This is a genomic window from Chryseobacterium metallicongregator (assembly GCF_031324065.1).
Taxonomy (GTDB): Bacteria; Bacteroidota; Bacteroidia; order Flavobacteriales; family Weeksellaceae; genus Chryseobacterium; species Chryseobacterium metallicongregator.
Genome location: NZ_JAVIXS010000016.1, coordinates 69,027 through 85,136, shown reverse-complemented (window position 1 = coordinate 85,136; position 16,110 = coordinate 69,027). Strand labels below are relative to the sequence as shown.

15 protein-coding genes are annotated in these 16,110 nt (G+C 37.1%); 3 read left to right on the top strand and 12 right to left on the bottom strand.

The genetic code is table 11. From position 1 onward, the window contains the following. Positions 1-472: 472 nt before the first annotated feature. The 12 genes from REB14_RS17015 to REB14_RS16960 all read right to left on the bottom strand — a co-directional run bounded on the left by REB14_RS17015 (position 473) and on the right by REB14_RS16960 (position 12,650). Complete coding sequence (locus REB14_RS17015; RefSeq protein ID WP_309522789.1) at positions 473-1,840, bottom strand: alginate export family protein; 1,368 nt, start codon at positions 1,838-1,840, stop codon at positions 473-475. Continuing rightward, complete coding sequence (locus REB14_RS17010; RefSeq protein ID WP_309522788.1) at positions 1,837-2,268, bottom strand: DoxX family protein; 432 nt, start codon at positions 2,266-2,268, stop codon at positions 1,837-1,839. The genes REB14_RS17015 and REB14_RS17010 overlap by 4 nt, the downstream gene beginning before the upstream one ends. Positions 2,269-2,390: 122 nt before the next feature. After that, entirely contained in the window at positions 2,391-4,163 is a 1,773-nt protein-coding gene (locus tag REB14_RS17005; RefSeq protein WP_309522787.1) for an amidohydrolase, read from the bottom strand. 60 nt (positions 4,164-4,223) lie between these two features. After that, entirely contained in the window at positions 4,224-4,913 is a 690-nt protein-coding gene (locus REB14_RS17000; RefSeq protein WP_309522786.1) for a hydrolase, read from the bottom strand. A gap of 45 nt (positions 4,914-4,958) precedes the next feature. Continuing rightward, positions 4,959-5,834 carry a pirin family protein gene (locus tag REB14_RS16995; RefSeq protein WP_309522785.1) on the bottom strand — a complete coding sequence of 292 codons (876 nt, stop codon included), beginning with the start codon at positions 5,832-5,834 and terminating at the stop codon, positions 4,959-4,961. Positions 5,835-6,322: 488 nt separating this feature from the next. Continuing rightward, positions 6,323-6,907 carry a Crp/Fnr family transcriptional regulator gene (locus tag REB14_RS16990; RefSeq protein ID WP_079242424.1) on the bottom strand — a complete coding sequence of 195 codons (585 nt, stop codon included), beginning with the start codon at positions 6,905-6,907 and terminating at the stop codon, positions 6,323-6,325. 10 nt (positions 6,908-6,917) lie between these two features. Next, entirely contained in the window at positions 6,918-7,229 is a 312-nt protein-coding gene (locus tag REB14_RS16985) for a hypothetical protein (RefSeq protein WP_079242425.1), read from the bottom strand. A gap of 345 nt (positions 7,230-7,574) precedes the next feature. Next, complete coding sequence (locus REB14_RS16980) at positions 7,575-9,185, bottom strand: Na+/H+ antiporter (protein ID WP_079242427.1); 1,611 nt, start codon at positions 9,183-9,185, stop codon at positions 7,575-7,577. A 399-nt stretch (positions 9,186-9,584) separates the two neighbouring features. Continuing rightward, complete coding sequence (locus REB14_RS16975; RefSeq protein ID WP_309522784.1) at positions 9,585-10,205, bottom strand: alpha/beta hydrolase; 621 nt, start codon at positions 10,203-10,205, stop codon at positions 9,585-9,587. A gap of 5 nt (positions 10,206-10,210) precedes the next feature. Continuing rightward, complete coding sequence (locus tag REB14_RS16970) at positions 10,211-11,164, bottom strand: VOC family protein (RefSeq protein ID WP_309522783.1); 954 nt, start codon at positions 11,162-11,164, stop codon at positions 10,211-10,213. Positions 11,165-11,361: 197 nt separating this feature from the next. Further along, positions 11,362-11,658 carry a GNAT family N-acetyltransferase gene (locus REB14_RS16965; protein ID WP_047433770.1) on the bottom strand — a complete coding sequence of 99 codons (297 nt, stop codon included), beginning with the start codon at positions 11,656-11,658 and terminating at the stop codon, positions 11,362-11,364. Positions 11,659-11,717: 59 nt separating this feature from the next. Further along, on the bottom strand, positions 11,718-12,650 hold the full coding sequence (locus REB14_RS16960; RefSeq protein WP_309522782.1) for a ring-cleaving dioxygenase: 933 nt from the start codon (positions 12,648-12,650) through the stop codon (positions 11,718-11,720). 682 nt (positions 12,651-13,332) lie between these two features. Between REB14_RS16960 and REB14_RS16955 the strand changes: the two genes are divergently transcribed. The 3 genes from REB14_RS16955 to metI are packed head-to-tail and all read left to right on the top strand — an operon-like array spanning position 13,333 to position 16,025. Beyond that, positions 13,333-14,328, top strand: a complete 996-nt coding sequence (locus REB14_RS16955) for an EamA family transporter (RefSeq protein WP_309522781.1) — start codon at positions 13,333-13,335, stop codon at positions 14,326-14,328. Positions 14,329-14,347: 19 nt separating this feature from the next. Continuing rightward, positions 14,348-15,376: a methionine ABC transporter ATP-binding protein gene (locus tag REB14_RS16950; protein WP_309522780.1), complete on the top strand. Its 1,029-nt coding sequence runs from the start codon at positions 14,348-14,350 to the stop codon at positions 15,374-15,376. Beyond that, positions 15,369-16,025 carry a methionine ABC transporter permease MetI gene (metI, locus tag REB14_RS16945; RefSeq protein WP_309522779.1) on the top strand — a complete coding sequence of 219 codons (657 nt, stop codon included), beginning with the start codon at positions 15,369-15,371 and terminating at the stop codon, positions 16,023-16,025. The genes REB14_RS16950 and metI overlap by 8 nt, the downstream gene beginning before the upstream one ends. The last annotated feature ends 85 nt before the right edge of the window (positions 16,026-16,110 follow it).

Genomic DNA, 16,110 nt, shown 5'->3' with positions numbered 1-16,110 from the left:
CTAAGTTTTTGCTGATGTTTTATTTTTTAAGGCGCAAGTCGCTTTGCTCCGGCTATTTTTGCTTTTTCAAAGGTAGTTTCTGTGATGGAAAAGTACATTGATCTGGAATAATTTGTTGAGAGGTGCGGGTTGCGAGTGTTTTGTTGGATAACGCAAAGGCGCTAAGTTTTTGCTGATGTTTTATTTTTTAAGGCGCAAGTCGCTTCGCTCCGGCTATTTTTGTTTTTTCAAAGGTAGTTTCTGTGATGTAGAGGTGCATTGATGTGGGATAGTTTTTTGAGAGATGCGGGTTTTAATGTTTGTTTGTTGGGATAACGCAAAGGCACTAAGTTTTTGCTGTTGTTTTATTTTTTTAAGGTGCAAGTCGCTTTGCTCCGGCTATTTTTTGCTTTTTCAAAGGTAGTTTTTGAGATGGAAAGGTACATTGATGTGGGATAATTGTTCAATTAACTTTCAAATTCCCTATATTTTTTTAAAACTTAAATACAATTCTGGAGTTGATAAAGAGTCCGTCTTTGTGGTTATCGATGACATCGTTGATGAAAGCTCCGGTATTGAAATACTGTATTCCTGTATTAAAGGTTAAAAATGAATTGATTTTATAATTAAAGCTTCCCAGGAAAGCCGTTCCGATGTATCTCTTTTTTGAGTTTGAAGATGGTAGGTTTAATGTCCCGCTGGGCCTGTAAATTCCATCCTGGGTAGAATATCTCCAGTTGAAAACTACGTCTGCCTGCACCGTTATTTTTTTACCTAAATCAATCGTTGCATAGGGATGAATATCAATTAAATTCACCGGACCTATCTGAGGATTAAATCCAAAATATCCACCTTTCGGATACAGAGGATTGAATGTCCCTAATGTTCCGTCTCCTTTATTGCTGTCGCCTGAAATATAATCGTTCCTAAGATTGATGGTGGGTTTTCCTTTTACATTTTCAAACATATATCCGATATCTGCAGAAGCTGTCCATGCGCTGATATTTCCTCTATTAAAATTGCCAAACTGATAGGCTGCTTCAAAGTTGTAGATAAAGCCACCGCCATATTTCCAGAATCTCCCGCCAAAAGTATGTCTGTTTTCGTCTGAAAGTCCGTCTTCAAAGCGTACATCTTTTCTGTGAATTCCCAGATAATAGAGCTCCAGATTTCCGCTTTTGGGGATAATCCATGTGTTGTAACTTCCCCAAAGGTTGACTGATTTCGAAGATTTGTTATCCAACGCTCCCGGACTTATTTCACTGGCAGCCATCATAAAGGCATCCGATCTGAAATTTCCTCTTTTGTACATGAATTTTAATCCATCAAAATAGAGTCTTAAATTCGGACCTTCTCTTACGGAGATCAGTCTTCCGCTTCCATAATCCAATTCCTGTCTTCCTGCACGTACGGTCAGTTTTTCTTTATCATTTTTTAGGATATCGACATCAATGAAGAGGTTCTGAATATTCAGATGGTCTTCATCAATCGGTCTTGGTCCATTTTTCCTTCCATTTTCCCATGCACTTCTCACCTGCCCGAAAATTCTTACCCGTGAGCCCAGATGCAGATCTGCATGTATCGTGTATCTTTGAATCAGAAAAGGATTGCTTCCAATTCCCATTCTGCCCCAGTCTTCATTATTAAAATCCACAAATTCCAGTCTTGCTTCTCCTCCCAATGACAGATATTTGTTATTGTTTTCTGCAATCGGGATGTATTTTATGGAGTTATAAAAAGTTTTTGCGGAGTCTTTGTATGCCGCATACTCTTCATCAAACCTCATCAGCTTAAACTGAGCTAAGAGCTGAATTGGAATAAAAATCTGCAATAACAGTACAATGGCAATCAGTTTTTTCATGATGATTTTTTTGTTAAATAATGATCCATTGAATATTTTCCTGCCCCCATCCATAATAAAAACAGGTAACACAAACTGTACATAAACGGAGTATCTTTTACCAGTAATGCATCATTCCAATGAAGAATAAAATATCCTGTAAGAGTCACAGCCAAGATCGGCAATACGGCAATTCTTGTGAAAAACCCGAAGATTACAAATACCGGAAATACGAGATTGGCAGCATCTGCAAAAAGACTGTTGAATGCTTCAGGAAGGTGCAACGGGTTCGGAACCTGCTCGGCTTCTGAAACGCCTACTCCTATTTTTTTTAAGCCGTGGGCTACGATTAATTCTACTGAAAGTAAAACTCTGAACACTAAAAGTGCAATATTGATTAGTTTCTCTCCCGGATTGGTGTTTGTGATAATATGAATTAACTTTTTCATGATTGTTGTAACTGTTTTACTATTGAAGGCTTTTATGGGTAAGACCACCCCGTCAAAAATTCTTTGAATTTTCGCCACCCCTCCAAGGGAGGGGAATTTTTGTACTTTTGATCAACTATTGGTTATTGGGTTTGATAGCCTCCGTAATATTTTACGGGTGACCATTCCGGAATGACAGGAAGCGGTGCTGGAGCTGCTGTTTTGTAGGTTTCATCTCCGTAAACTACTTTCCCATCTACGATTGTCAGTTTTGAAGTTATGTTTTTGATTTCTTCATCCTTAACCTCAAAATAGTCTTTATCCAAAATGGTAAGGTCTGCAAAATATCCCTTTTGTATTTTTCCTTTCTGATAGTCTTTTATTAATTCATAACCTCCATAAGTAGAAAGGGATAGGGCTGTTTTTCTGTCCAGCGTATTTTCTTTTCCCATCACCTGAGTTCCTCCGATGGTTTTTCCTGTGGTGATCCAGTATAAAGCAACCCATGGATTGTAACTTGCTACTCTTGTTCCATCAGTTCCCAATCCTACAGGAATTCCCATTTCAAGCATTTTTTTCACGGGAGGAGAAGCTAAAGCCGGCTTTTTACCATATCTGTGGATGAAACTTTCTCCCTGATATGCCATTCTGTGCTGTACTGCAATTCCTCCACCCAAAGTTTTTATTCTTTTCATATTGTCTTCAGTAACGGTTTCTGCGTGATCAATAAACCAGACTAATCCGTTCAAAGGATTTTCTTTGTTGACTTCCTCAATGACATTTAAAAATCTTGTGATACTTTCATTATAGGTAGCATGAATTCTGAAAGGCCATTTATTTTTTACCAGAAGACTTACAACCTCTTTCATATTTTTCTCCATGGTAGCGGGAAGTTCTGGTCTTGGAAAAAGAAAGTTTTCAAAATCGGCACCATCAGAAACCAGGTTTTCACCACCTCCGTTCACATGGTAATCTATTTCATTAAAATCATTGTGGCCATGATCATCAATCTCTACCATTCCTATCCATTTGGTATAATCTGCAAGCTCAGAACCTTTCTTTTGAGCAAATAAATAGTAAGGTAAGCGAACGGTAATTTTTCCTTCTTTGTTCAGCTGATCTGTTGTTCCATAATCGTCAGGGAAATTTTGGAATCCTCCTCCTGCATCCATTACAGCCGTTATCCCTAATCTGTTCAGTTCCGTCATATACTGGAGGGTTGAGTTTATTTTTTCTTCTTCTTTCAACTCCGGTAATTTGGCCAATGTTGAATAAAGGATGAATGCGTTAGGCTCTGCAACCAATAATCCTGTGGGAACTCCATTATTGTCTTTTTCAATAAGTCCCTGTGCCGGATTTAGAGTATCTCCGTTGATATTCAGTTCTTGTAATCCTGCTTTGTTTAGCCATGCTTTCCCATAAAGATACATGATGAATGTGGGAACATTTCCTGTGGCCTCATTAATTTCAGCCAGTGTGGGAAGTCTTTTTTCTTCAAACTGATATTCATTCCAGCCTCCGATGACCCTTACCCATTGTCCTTTCGGTGTTCTCTGAGCTTGTTCTTTCAACATTTCCAAAGCTCTTTTTAAAGATTTCACGCCATCCCAACGAAGTTCTGTATTGTAAAATCTTCCTCCACGGATCACATGCAAATGGCTGTCAAACAAACCGGGAATCACTCTGTTTCCTTTGGCATCAATGACTTTTGTATTACTGTTTTTTAATTTTAAAATCTGGGCATTGGTTCCTGCCTGTAAGATTTTATGGTCTTTGATGGCGACAGCCTGTACTTCAGGATTTTTATCATCCATTGTGGTAATCTTCCCGTTGGTGATAATCATGTCTGCTTTCTGAGCATTCAGGAGTCCTGCCGCCAAAACTGTGGAAAGAGTAAGTATATTCAGTAGTTTCATTATTTCAATATTTAAGGTTGAAGGTTTCGGCAGGCTTTCAGCCTGCCGAAACAGACATCATTAATGTTTTAACATTTCCTGAGCATACTGAATTCCAATACCGTAAGCTCCTCCGTGTTTTTTCATTAAGTCATTAACCGGTTTGTAGGTTTCTTTTCTTGCCCAGTCTCTCTGCAGTTCCAACACATACTGAACAGAAGTAATTGGGTGTGCTCCTGCCTGAACCATACGGGTGATTGACTGATCATGCGCTTCTTTGGAGATATCACCTGAAGCATCCGTTACCACATATACATCATAACCTTCGTCAATCGCTGATAATACAGGTCCTACGATACATACACTTGTCCACAATCCTGCAAAAACCAGTTTCTTTTTATTTTTTCCTGTAATGGCTTTGTGAGCGTTAACATCTTCCCATGTATTCATAGTAGTTCTGTCTATATAACCGCTTGTTGCTTCAGGATATACTTCTGAAATTTCAGGGAAAACAGGTCCGCTGAATGATTTTTCTGCCACTGTCGTTACCACTGTAGGAACATTGAATATTTTTGATCCTCCTGCTACCAATGCCACATTATTTCTTAATTCTTCCATGCTGATGCTTTTTGTAGCGAAAGCCATTTGTCCTTCGTGGTCTATAAGCACTACTGCGTGATTAGTAGGGTTTAATAATGATTTTCCAGGGTTTTGAGCTGATGCAGTTAATGATAATAAACCAGCTGCAAATGATAGGATTAATTTTTTCATAATTATTTAAAATTTAAGGGTTGTTATTTCTGTTGAATTTTTTATTTATAATGTCATCGGTACTTCCATCAAAAGGATTTCTGTACCTTCTTGAAGGGTTTTGATCGTAATTTCCTGAATATCCCAGACTCCGAATCCATCACGTTCTTCTATGATCTCACCACCTATTTCTGCGCTTCCTTTAAGGATAAAAACATAGATTCCATTTCCTTTTTTTCTGATCTGGTAATGGGTTTCTCTATTCTCTTCAAAAGTTCCCAGGTGGAACCAGGCATCCTGATGAATCCATACACCCTCGTCATCTGCATCAGGAGAAAGAATCTGCTGAAATTGATTGTGACCTTTTGTTTTATCTAATGTAATCTGGTCATACCTTGGGGTAACATTTCTCTTTTTCGGGTAAATCCAGATTTGAAGGAATTTCACCAGTTGATCACTGTTTTTGTTGAATTCGCTGTGCATAATTCCTGTTCCTGCACTCATCACCTGGATGTCTCCACTTCTGATCACTGCCGTATTTCCCATGCTGTCTTTATGTTCAAGATCACCTTCTAAAGGAATACTGATGATTTCCATATTGTCGTGGGGGTGTGTTCCGAAACCTCTGCCTGCTTCCACTTTGTCGTCGTTCAGGACTCTCAATACTCCGAAATGCATTCTTTCAGGATTGTGATAATTGGCAAAACTGAAAGTGTGCTGGCTCAACAGCCATCCGTGGTCAGCTTTCCCTCTTGAGTCTGCTCTGTGGATTACAGAATTTTCCTTTATTTTTGATTCTGTATTAGGAAGGTGATTATATCCGATCGGTTCTAATGGTTCAATTTCATCGATATCATTTTTCATAGCGTTGGCCAAAGAAGCTGATGCTACAAACATTCCTGTTCCCAGTAATCCTTTTTTTAAAAAATCTTTTCTGTCCATATCTCAGTTGTTATTTGTTCGTTTTTGATATGACAAATGTAGAGCGCTGAAAAACCCTGCACATTTAACTAGTTTAATAAATGACTTTGCAGCAAAAAAAAATGCCGGATACTTTTGTATTCGGCAGTATAACTAAAGTGGATTGCAGTTTTTTGGAAATTGCAAGAATCTTTTTACTCTTAGGAACTATTCAATTCAGTATAATAATTTAAAGGATAACTTCACTAGATTCCTACGGAATGACAAACTGCATGGGTAAGGCCGCAATTGCAATTGTGTCATTCCGTAGGAATCTCTGTATGAATGATAAGTCAAAAAATAGCTGAATAGTTGGAAACCGCAAAGACGCGAGTTGTTTTTTAAGCTAAATATTTTTAAGGCGTCAGGATTTTATTTCCGATAAAATGGGTGGCTATAATTTCACAGGAATATTCACACCTGTAAAACCCATGCAAATCTCTGCAATCTGCAAGTATAAAAACTAAGATTTATTTCTCCTTTGAAGCAAGACGCTTTCTGATGGTACTGACAAATTCTTTTGAAACACCGAGATAAGAAGCGATGTAATATTGTGCTACTCTTTGTGGAATTGAAGGATATACTTTGATAAATTCAAGGTATCTGTCTGATGCGGTTTTGGAAATGGTATTAACCAGTCGGCTCTGCAGGGTTGCCAGATTTCTCTGAACCAGCATTCTGAAAACTCTTTCAAATTTAGGAACTTCCTGCAATAATTTTTCTTTCGTTGAAGGGTTCAGCATATAGATTTCCGAATCTTCCAGCGTTTCAATATACACTTTAGAAGGTTTCTGCTCCTGAAATGAGGCAATATCACTGATCCACCAGTCTTCGATGGCAAACAGTAACGTTACTTCAGAACCATTATCATCCAAACAATACATTCTTACACATCCTTTGTGAATATACCCTTCAAACTGGCAGATTTCTCCTTCTCTGAGTAAAACCGTTTTCTTTGGAAACGACTGGCAAACAAGCAGATCTGTAAAAGTTTTTTCTTCTTCCGGAGTGATGGAGATAAATCGTGTAATATTTTTGATGATATTTTCGAACATAATGTCAGGTTTATCCCTGCAAATTAGGAAAAAGACTGTAAACTTCATTCTTTAAAAGTCCACTTCCGCCTCCGTAATGATCAATTACTTTAACGTCCTTATCTAAACCGGCACAGAATATTTTTATATCTTTCTCAAAATCATCTTCTAAGCCAGAGCTTAAAAGGACAATATCTACTTTATTATTTTTTATGTATTCATAGCAGAAACCTTGATCGCTTTGGATTTCTGCTGTCCAGCCTTCATTGTTTTCTATAATTCTTTTTAAAGTATCCAGAATTTCCTGGTTTTTTCCAATGACTAAAAAATGTAATGTTTTCATGTTGTTGAAGGTTTAAAGTTTACAATTCAATGTTTAATGTTTATATTCCCTAAGTAAAGGACGGAATAGCGAATAGGCGAAATTGCAAAATAATAGATTTCTTAAATCCTCTTAATCGAGAGTTCTTTTCCAATAATTAAATACAATATTTAGATTCCTGCAGAATGACATAGTGTGCGGATAAATAAAGTGCTTAGTTTGTCCATTCCGTAGGAATCTAAACACTTTTACTTCCAAATGCTCCCACTCAATAATCTGAATCTCGAAACCCGCTTCCACACTAACAACTCTAATATTCTCAAACCCTCCGACTGTCAAACTCAAAACCCACCTTCCGAACCGCTCCTACAAATGTTTATTCCCTGTAATTTTCAGTTCATTAAGATCCAGTTGGGATTCTGCTTTTCTGATTTCATCATCACTGAAGAGTTTTTCTCGTTTCATTTTAAACAGTTCCTTTCTTTGCAGGGCAAATATGTCCAGCATTACTTTGTGATATTCTGCCATATCATTTTGCCTGTTGGCACACATTTCAATAGAACTTAAATGATTCTGGTGAAGTTTGATATCACTTTCCAGTGCCTTTTTAAGATTCTCCAGCAGACCATTGCTGTTCACCGCTTCATTGTATTCGTTATCAAGTTTATGAACGGCAAGTTTATCCAGTCTCATCTGAATTCCGGCCTGCTGTTCATGAGAAGGAAGGATATGATCAATCTCTCCTATTTTAGTTAATTTAATAACTAAAGGCAAGGTAAGTCCCTGAAACACCAATGTCACAAAAATGACTACGAATGTGATAAAAATGATCAGATTTCTCATCGGAAATTCAGTTTGTGAATTCATCATAACCGGTATTGACAAGGCTGTTGCAAGGGAAACCACTCCTCTCATTCCTGCCCAGCCTATAATCAACGGATTTTTCCATCCCGGACTAGGATCACGACGAGCTTTTTCACTGAACCATCTTGGAAGATGAGCCACAGGATAAATCCACAACAGACGTACAACAATGACAATCAAACTGATAATTAAACCATATTTGATTCCTTCCATCAAAGAAATTCCCCCTAATCCATTGATGATATCCGGAAGTTCGAGCCCTATTAATACAAAAACCAAAGCATTCATCACAAAAATAAGGGTGTTCCAGACTCCTGTCATGTTAATTCTAGTGGTTCCTGTTTTAAAAATTTCATGAGCACGGAAAGACATAAACAATCCTCCGCTCACCACAGCCATCACTCCCGAAAAATGAAAATGCTCTGCTGAAAGAAACAAAATATAAGGAGTCATTACAGTAAGTGCCGCATCAATAGCGGGTGTAGTGGGTAAAAACCTGTGAATAGCATAAAAAATATGCGCTCCTGCGATTCCTATGACAACACCCATTCCTGCTACCAGAAAAAACTGTCCAGTCGCTTCATGCATTGAGAAAGCCCCTGTCATTACAGCTGCCAGAGCAAATCTGAAAACAATCAGTGAAGAGGCATCATTAATCAGACTTTCTCCTTCCAGAATGGCAATCGTACGCTTGGGAACTTTTAATCCTTTTAAGACGGTTGTGGCTGCTACAGCATCCGGTGGCGAAACAATTCCTCCCAATAAAAACCCTAATGCCAATGTAAACCCAGGAATCAACATTTGTGAAGTATAAGCCACTACCAGAGAGGTCAGAAATACCAATCCAAATGCCAACAAACTAATGGGACGTTTCCATTTCCAGAAATCGTTCCATGAAGTGTACCAGGCCGCTTCGTATAAAAGAGGTGGTAAAAAAATCAGAAATATAATCTCCGGATCCAGCTTTAAAACAGGGACTCCGGGAATAAGGCTGATTCCCAAACCGGCAAGAACCAGAAAGATAGGATAGGCAATTTTGATCCGCTGTGCCAGCATGACCAGCAGCATAACCAGTAATAAAAGACCTAATATTAAAAGTAGTTGTTCGTGCATGTTTTTTAGAAGTTAGAAATTAGAGGTTAGTTTTTAGATTCTGGTTATTTAGGTTTTGGCTAAAGCTAGTGGATTGATTATTTATTGTAAGGCGGGCTAAAGCTCATCTTTATTAAATGTTAATTTATGCATTGGATAGATTCCTACGGAATGACAAAGTGTACGGATAGATAAAACGTAATATTTGTCATTCCGTAGGAATCTCCACTTTACTTGATTACTTAAAATGTAATAACCACAAAAGTCACAAAGTTTTTATTTTAAAATGTTTATACAGTTTAATAACATACAATATAAAGATCACATAAGAGAAAAATCAAAGATTTTTATAAAACTTAAGTGTCCTTGTCAGAAATTCAATATTAGCTTATCAAATCTTTTGTGACTTTTGTGGTTAAATTATTTAAATATCACTGAATTAGCTATTTCAATTTCTTCCTCGTTAATAAAATGTCCGAAATTGGCATATACTTTTTCTGTTACCTCCGCATTCATTTCTCTTAAAATATTGGCTGTAGCATATACTCTTTCTACGGGCACATGAAAATCCGGATTGCTGGTTCCCAGAAAAATTGGAGTTCCTGCAAAATCGCCTTTATAATTTTCACGGTTGATTTTATCTCCTATCACTCCACCGATAATGGCTGCTGCTCCACCAAACTTCTGAGCATTTCGTGCTAAAAATTCAAGGGTAAGACAGGCTCCCTGAGAAAATCCGAAAAAGTAGATATTTTCAGGTTGAATTCCGGATTTTACTGTGGCTTTTACTGTTTCATCAACCATTTCAAGGGCTGATGACAACCATGGTTCGTTCTGTTCCACGGGTGCTATAAATGAGAAGGGATACCAGGTGTGATTCAGTGCTTGTGGCGCTAACAGAGCATAATCTTTTACATTTAAATGCTGTGATAAACTCAGAATATCCTGAGCACTTCCTCCACGTCCGTGAACCATGATCAAAGCTTTTTCTGCCTGATTCAATGGTATGCCTGCTGTTTTTATATTTAAAATATGACTCATTATTTCTATCTGAATTTTTCTGTTGGATAATCGATTTTGGGAAGAACTTCATTCAAACGTTCTCTTCTTTTTTCAAACTGTAGCGGCAATTGGAGATCTTCTCCTAAAAATGCGGCCTCTTCATCTACATCGAATCCGGGGCTGGAAGTTGCAATTTCAAATAAAACACCTCCCGGTTCTTTAAAATATACAGAAGTAAAATATTTTCTGTCTTTCACTTCAGTATGTTCCAGTCCGTATGCATTTAATCTTTTTACCATTTCCAGCTGAGATTCTGCATCTGGAGTGGCAAAAGCTACATGATGAACAGTACCTCTTCCGGCTAATCCTTTCAAAGCGTTGGGAGTAGAAAGCAAATCTACATATTTCCCCGGCATATTTTCTGTTCCTAATCTCAATCGGTCAGGACTTTCTTTGATCACTTTATGATCCATCTGAGTCGTCAGAAGTGCAGCTGTTCTTTCATAAGCATCCTGCCAGATTTCCACGTGATGAATCCCTTTGATTGCATAATCTTTTGGAATATAGCCGTTGTAATATCCTTTTCTTTCGTCTTTATCATTAAAAACCAATTCCAGCCCTAGCCCGTCAAAATCTTCTAGATAAATGAAAACTTCATCAGAAAATCTTTGCTGCGGCTGCTTGAAAGGAATATTGAATTGTTCCAGACGATTCATCCAATAATCCAGGGCTTCTAAAGAAACTGAAAAAGCAGTGGTATTGAGCATTCCTTTACCATGTCTTCCATTGATCAAATCTTTGCCATAGGGAAAAGTGGTCATAATGGTTCCCGGTGTTCCGTATTCGTCACCGAAATAAAAATGATAAACATCTGAGTAATCAAAATTGACCGTTTTTTTTACTAATCGAAGTCCTAAAACTCCGGTATAAAAGTCTATATTTTCCTGTGCATTGCCGGTAATTGCCGTTACGTGATGCAATCCTGTGATAAGTTTCATTGTGTTGAAATTGTTAATTGGTTATTATGATGGAAGGCGAGATTTCGGGATTCGGGTTGATAAGCGTGAGAGTAGCTTTATGCATCGTTTGTCTTTCACTTCTATTTTTTAGCTCAAGACTCCCAAACCCTATTACCTTCCGATTCTCAAACTCGAATCTCGAAAACCCGCATCCCGAAACCCGCCTCTCAAACTCACTATAGCTCTTCCTTCAACCATACATCATTATATTCTTCCGGATGACGTTTGAACTGTGCGTGTACATACGGACACAACGGTAAAATTTTCAAATCATTTTCTCTTGCATAGGAAACCAGTCTTTCCAGTAAAATTTTTGCAAAACCTTTTCCTTCATATTCCGGATTCACTTCGGTATGGTAAACAGTCAGTTTTTTTCCAATGACTGAAATATCCATTTTACCTGCTTTATGATCGTCTGAGAAAAGCTGAATCTCTCCTTTTCTTCCTTCTAAAACTATTTCTGTTCTTTCCATTTTTCTTGTTTTTAATTCTTAATTCAAAATTAGCATCTTTCTAAAATATGACCGATGATCTATGATAAGTTCGGCAGTACTCCTTCTATTTTGTCACGCATTCCTTCATATTGAACGGGAAGTTTCAGATTTTTGCCCAATTCATTCAAAGGTTCGTCTACGGTGAATCCCGGGTTGTCGGTTGCAATTTCAAACAAAACGCCTCCCGGCTCACGGAAGTACAGTGAGTAAAAATAATCTCTGTTGATCTTCGGAGTGATGCTTAATCCCGCAGATAACGCTTTCTCACGATACTCCATCAGAACAGTATCATCTTTCACTCTGAATGCAATGTGGTGATTGGTTCCGGCAGCATTTCTTCCGGCAGGAATGGTATCATTTTCAATAATATCTACAAGATTGGCTGTATCAATTGCGTTCGTTGCCAATCTGTATCTTTCTCCGTCCTGTTTCTGCAAATCATATCCTAAAATATCCGTCAGAACTTTGATGGTAGGATCTGCCTTTTTTAAGGTTAATGTAACATTATGGAACCCTTTCAAGGCATTTTCATCTTTGATATCATCTGTTGTCCATACTTTTCTGTTGTCTTCAACTAATGGCTCTATCAGCTGTAACTGAAGTCCGTCCGGATCTTTAAAAGAAATCATTTTTTCTCCAAATATTTCACCTTCTTCTGCATTTATATTAAATCCCTGCAGGCGGTTTTTCCAGAATTCAAGACTTCCTTTGGGTACTGAATATCCAATATGAGTAGCCATACCACTTCCATTATTTCCTTTTCCTATTCCTTCCCATGGAAAGAAAGTAAGAATGGTTCCCGGTGTTCCGTTTTCGTTTCCGAAATAGAAGTGATACGTTCCAGGATCATCAAAATTTACAGTTTTCTTTACCAGTCTTACACCTAAAACTTTAGTATAAAAATCTAAATTTCTTTTGGCGTTGTCTGCAATAGCAGTAATATGATGCAGACCTAAAATTCTATTGTCCATGTCTTTTAATTTTGATGCTAAATTACAGTGAACGGAAATCCTGTGCATTTAACTAGTTTAATAAATCAAAAAGGTCCAATGATCTTGTCTCTTTGATCTGATAATAATTTAATTTAAAATTCACATATTTTATGGGAATTCAAGCAATACATACATTAAGGTTTATAAAAAATCTACAAAATAAAAATGCACCAGAATAAATTTCTACCTATTTTATCCATGACAATACAAAAATTATTTAATTCTCATAAATTTCAATTTATATTACATTTTTAATAATTAAAAATAAATGATATTTTCTCTATTTTTTGAAATAAAAGGCATTAAAAATATTTTTAAAATTAAAATAAATGAGTGAATATTTACATTGTAAAATACTATCAAACAGCAATTTAAATCATTAACAATAAATTAATATTTAAAATGTCTACTTTTTTAATGGACTAATAAAAATTAAATTATATATTTGCAAACGTATTCAGGAAAGAAAACAAAATGAAGGCAAAATCAAACAATAATACAATTAAGAAACATACCATCAAAAATATGATGAAGGATATCTGTATGCCTATACATCAAGAATACTGTGGTTGACCTTACTTTTATATAGATATATTTTCAAAGGCTTTATCACGTGGTAGAGCCTTTTTTTATTGAACACAACAACATCAAAAAAATAAAAATGAGCAATTCTAAAAACAAATGGTTGATTCCATTGGCTTTTACAAACATCTATGTGATATGGGGAATTACGTTTTTAGCTATTTCATTTGGCTTAAAAGGTTTTCCGCCATTCATTCTTTCAGGATTAAGATTTCTGGTTGCCGGAATTCTGATGATAGGATATCTTCTTTCTAAAGGAGAAAAAGCAAATTCTCTGATCAACTGGAAGAAAAATGCAATTACCGGTATTCTTATTCTTACCGGAGGAACCGGGCTAGTAGCCTGGGGAGAACAATATGTAACGGCTTCTGAGGCTGCTATTTCGATTGCAACAGGGCCATTCTGGTTTATTGCTATCGACAAAAAGAACTGGAAATATTATTTTTCAGATAAATTTATTCCGATAGGATTGGTAATTGGTTTTGCAGGATTGATTATGTTTTTAAAAGGTAGTGTAAATTCTAATGCTCATGCATTGGCAGATGGAAACTTACGTATTACTGCGTTTGTAGTGTTGGGATTAAGTTCTATTGCCTGGGTATTAGGTTCTTTATATTCAAAGAAAAATCCGGCTTCTCAATCTACATTTATGAATATTGCCCAACAGCTTATTGTAGCAGGATTAGCCTCCTTTCTCATTGCTTTTTTCAGAAAAGAATGGACTGATTTTTCAGTTTCTGCTGTTCCGTTATCGGCATGGTTTGGAGTTCTATTTTTGATCTTCTTTGGATCGATAGTCGCTTATTTGTCGTACATTTGGCTTCTGTCCGTAAAACCCGCTGCTTTGGTAAGCACCCATACCTACATCAATCCTATTGTAACAGTGATTGCAGGCTGGATTATTGCCAACCAAAGCATCAATGGAGGTCAGCTGTACGGTTTATTCGTTATATTGCTGGGAGTACTTCTAACGAATGTCACCAAATATTTCAGACTTTCAAAACGGTCAAAGGTCAAAATCAGAAGAGTAAGGAGATTTTTAAACAGAACAGGCAGAAGATATCAGCCTATTTAAAAAAGTATATAAAATCAGAATGATAGAAATCAGAAACATATCAAAAACATTTCATCAGAAAAAACAGTCTTTTAAAGCACTGGATAAGGTAAGTCTTACCATAGATAAAGGAGATATCGTAGGAATTATAGGATTTTCGGGTGCAGGAAAAAGTACCCTGATCCGTACGGTAAATCTATTGGAAAGACCGGATGAAGGACAGATTATCATTAACGGAAAAGATTTTACCCGACTGAGTTCCAAACAACTGGCTGAGGAGCGTAAAAAAATCGGAATGATCTTCCAGCATTTCAATCTTCTTTCTTCGAGAACTGTTTTTGATAATGTAGCGCTTCCTCTTGAACTGGACCATACCAGCAAGGACGAAATCAACAGAAAAGTTAATGAATTACTGAAAATTGTAGGACTTGAAGATAAAGCCAACGATTATCCTAAAAGCCTTTCCGGAGGGCAGAAACAAAGAGTTGCCATTGCAAGGGCTTTGGCCAATGATCCTCACCTTCTGCTTTGTGATGAAGCAACCAGCGCACTGGATCCTGCTACCACGCAGTCTATTCTGCAGCTTTTAAGAGATATTAATCAGAGACTGGGAATTACCATCCTTTTAATTACCCACGAAATGGAAGTCATCAAAGCGGTCTGCAACCACGTTGCTGTGATCGATAAAGGAAAATTATTAACAAAAGGAACTTTAAGCGAGATTATTTCGGATAAAGAAAACCCGATCATCCGCCAGTTCATCAATTCAGACATTATGACCCTGCCACAGGAACTCATCAACAGACTACAGAAAGAGCCTAAAGAAGGTTTATTTCCGCTGGTCGAAATAGAACTTAACGAAAATATCAGTGTTGAACAAATTCTTTCAACACTATACAACCAATATAAAATCCCTTATAAATTATTAAAGGCAGATGTAGAGTATTTTGGAAATTCCAATTTCGGTAAACTTCTGCTGCAGCTTCAGGGTGAAACTGAAGAAAACCAACAGGCGATCTATTATTTCAACCAAAATAAAATTCAAAATACAGTAAAAGGATATGCTTAGTGATACGGTAATTGCCCTTTTGGCAAAAGGAACCTGGGAAACGGTTTATATGACATTTTTATCCGGATTTTTTGGATTTGCACTGGGTCTTCCGGTAGGAATTCTGTTATTTTTAACAAGAAAAGGCCAGCTGCTGGAAAATGCAGTCTATCATAGAGGGCTTTCTATTTTGGTTAATATTTTCCGCGCAATTCCTTTCATTATTCTAATTGTATGGATGATTCCTTTTACCAGAATTCTGGCAGGTACTTCTATTGGAGTAAATGCCGCGTTGGTTCCTCTAAGTGTGGGAGCTGCCCCTTTTATTGCAAGACTTGTAGAGAATAGTCTGATTGAAGTTCCTCATGGTCTTATAGAAACAGCCAGAGCTTTAGGAGCTTCTCCATTACAAATCATCAGAAAAGTTTTGCTTCCTGAAGCACTTCCTTCATTAATCAATAATGCAACCATCACTTTGATTACTTTAGTAGGTTACTCAGCAATGGGTGGTGCCGTAGGTGCAGGTGGACTTGGACAGGTGGGCTACCAGTATGGATATATCGGATATGATATTGTCATTATGAATACGGTATTGATTCTGCTTGTACTTTTGGTTTTCTTCATCCAGTTTATGGGCGACAGGTTGTCAAAAAAGTTTGATCACAGGTAATTGGGTGAGAGTGTCGGAGGGTTTGAGATTTGAGATCCGGCGTACGAGATGCGTGATGCGTGATCAGTATATATAAAATTTAATT

Coding starts and splice junctions, on each gene's coding strand:
- REB14_RS16960 (WP_309522782.1), bottom strand. CDS start 12,650: ATGGACAATAGAATTTTAGGTCTGCATCATATTACTGCTATTGCAGAC.
- REB14_RS17015 (WP_309522789.1), bottom strand. CDS start 1,840: ATGAAAAAACTGATTGCCATTGTACTGTTATTGCAGATTTTTATTCCA.
- REB14_RS16975 (WP_309522784.1), bottom strand. CDS start 10,205: ATGAGTCATATTTTAAATATAAAAACAGCAGGCATACCATTGAATCAG.
- REB14_RS16995 (WP_309522785.1), bottom strand. CDS start 5,834: ATGGACAGAAAAGATTTTTTAAAAAAAGGATTACTGGGAACAGGAATG.
- REB14_RS16985 (WP_079242425.1), bottom strand. CDS start 7,229: ATGAAAACATTACATTTTTTAGTCATTGGAAAAAACCAGGAAATTCTG.
- metI (WP_309522779.1), top strand. CDS start 15,369: ATGCTTAGTGATACGGTAATTGCCCTTTTGGCAAAAGGAACCTGGGAA.
- REB14_RS16970 (WP_309522783.1), bottom strand. CDS start 11,164: ATGAAACTTATCACAGGATTGCATCACGTAACGGCAATTACCGGCAAT.
- REB14_RS16990 (WP_079242424.1), bottom strand. CDS start 6,907: ATGTTCGAAAATATCATCAAAAATATTACACGATTTATCTCCATCACT.
- REB14_RS17000 (WP_309522786.1), bottom strand. CDS start 4,913: ATGAAAAAATTAATCCTATCATTTGCAGCTGGTTTATTATCATTAACT.
- REB14_RS17010 (WP_309522788.1), bottom strand. CDS start 2,268: ATGAAAAAGTTAATTCATATTATCACAAACACCAATCCGGGAGAGAAA.
- REB14_RS16965 (WP_047433770.1), bottom strand. CDS start 11,658: ATGGAAAGAACAGAAATAGTTTTAGAAGGAAGAAAAGGAGAGATTCAG.
- REB14_RS16955 (WP_309522781.1), top strand. CDS start 13,333: ATGAGCAATTCTAAAAACAAATGGTTGATTCCATTGGCTTTTACAAAC.
- REB14_RS16980 (WP_079242427.1), bottom strand. CDS start 9,185: ATGCACGAACAACTACTTTTAATATTAGGTCTTTTATTACTGGTTATG.
- REB14_RS17005 (WP_309522787.1), bottom strand. CDS start 4,163: ATGAAACTACTGAATATACTTACTCTTTCCACAGTTTTGGCGGCAGGA.
- REB14_RS16950 (WP_309522780.1), top strand. CDS start 14,348: ATGATAGAAATCAGAAACATATCAAAAACATTTCATCAGAAAAAACAG.